The sequence below is a fragment of the Phenylobacterium sp. genome, assembly GCF_030693805.1.
Classification (GTDB): Bacteria; Pseudomonadota; Alphaproteobacteria; order Caulobacterales; family Caulobacteraceae; genus Phenylobacterium.
This window is the reverse complement of the sequence record NZ_JAUXZW010000083.1, coordinates 1-1,454: the sequence shown is the minus strand read 5'-3', so window position 1 is coordinate 1,454 and position 1,454 is coordinate 1. Positions and strand designations below refer to the sequence as shown.

Below are 1,454 nucleotides of genomic sequence, written 5' to 3'. Positions count from 1 at the left end.
GCGGACGGACTACCCGCTATTGACGCTGTGGCACGCGCTCCGGCCGATGGAAACAGCTTGCTGATGACAGGTATCAACACGCTCTGCATTACGCCTGCGATGTACCCGAAACAACGGATTGAACCGCTGCGACTCTTCACGCCGATTTCGCTGATTGCGAGGGGCTACCCACTGTTGCTGGCGCATCCTCACACTGCACCAAACTCACGACCCACCTTGATGACATCGACGGCATCGACTGCTGCCGAGCTGCGCTTTGCTTCCCCTGGCGTGCGATCTGTCCAGCATCTGGCTGGCCGCATGATGCAAGAACGCACGGGCCTTCGGTTGTTGTACGTTCAATATGCGAATCAGGCTCAGGCGATGCAAGATCTGATGGCCGGGCACACTGACCTCTCCATTGAATATGGTTCGGTGTCCGTCCCGTTGGTCAAAGCCGGCAAATTGAAGGCATTGGCCGTGTTGGGTCCTCAGCGCAACCCGGCACTCCCCGATTTGATGACGGCGCGAGAACAAGGCATTGCTGACATGGAAGTCGGTGCCTGGGCAGGCATGGTTGCTCCCGACGGCACCGCCCCTGCACGAATACAGCGCCTACGGGAAACCCTGCATCGCGTCATGCAAGAGCGCGAATTTGTAGCATGGGTCACAGGCCTGGGATCGACACCTGCGCCAAGCTCGTCACAAACCTTCGCTGATGTCATCCAGCACGACAGCGCACGATGGGCTCGTCAAGTGGTGGCTGCTGGGATGGTGGTACCGTAAAGAATTTGGGTTCTTCAGGTGTGCGCCGCATTTGCTTTTTTGGTGACACTCCTTTTTGCAGTGGGACTCTTCACCGTTGACCCACCTCTGCGTCCGGACTTCTTCGCCGCTGTGGGCGCCGACGTTGTCAACCCAGAAGTAGGCTTGGTCACGCAAGCTTCCATGCCGAGGAGAATGGCTTCTATGGTGTTGCTTCGCAAGACAGCATGATCATGCCAAGGGAAGCGCTGATTGACCAGTCGGGCGTGCAGGTATCCGACCATCAACGCCATGCGCAGATCGCGAGCTGCGAGCAAGCATTTGGGGTCGCCGCCTACCTCGGCAATAAAAGCCTCCGTCAGACAATGCCCCACTTTCACGGCATCGCTGTACGCCGGGAGCGAGGTATAGCTCGATACACCGCTAGGCTGCAGTATTTCCTCGGTCATAAACACCAATTTGAAGTGTTCCGGATGCGTCTCCCAATAGATCAAGAAGGCCTCGATGCCCGCTCGCAATCGCTCACGGGCTGTGCTGCCTTGAGACGATGCCCCGCTGGTTGCGGCGGTGGCCTCAATGAGGATGTACTGCCACATGGCGTGGAGCACTGCAGCCTTGCTATCAAAGTATCGGTAGATGCCCATGGCACTCAGTCCAAGCTCTGCGGCCAAGCCACGCATTGAAAGAGCCTGCACCCCACCATTTTTTCG

At 57.8% G+C, this 1,454-nt stretch carries 2 protein-coding genes; one reads left to right on the top strand and one right to left on the bottom strand.

The genetic code is table 11. The features are described 5' to 3' along the window. Window positions 1-765 (top strand): tripartite tricarboxylate transporter substrate binding protein (locus Q8M88_RS03765; RefSeq protein ID WP_305594914.1); only part of this gene is annotated, 765 nt, incomplete at its 5' end. Between the two features lie 14 nt (window positions 766-779). On the opposite strand, the gene Q8M88_RS03760 is transcribed toward Q8M88_RS03765, so the two are convergent. Then, window positions 780-1,454: TetR/AcrR family transcriptional regulator (locus tag Q8M88_RS03760; protein ID WP_305594913.1), on the bottom strand; the 675-nt coding region annotated here is incomplete at its 5' end.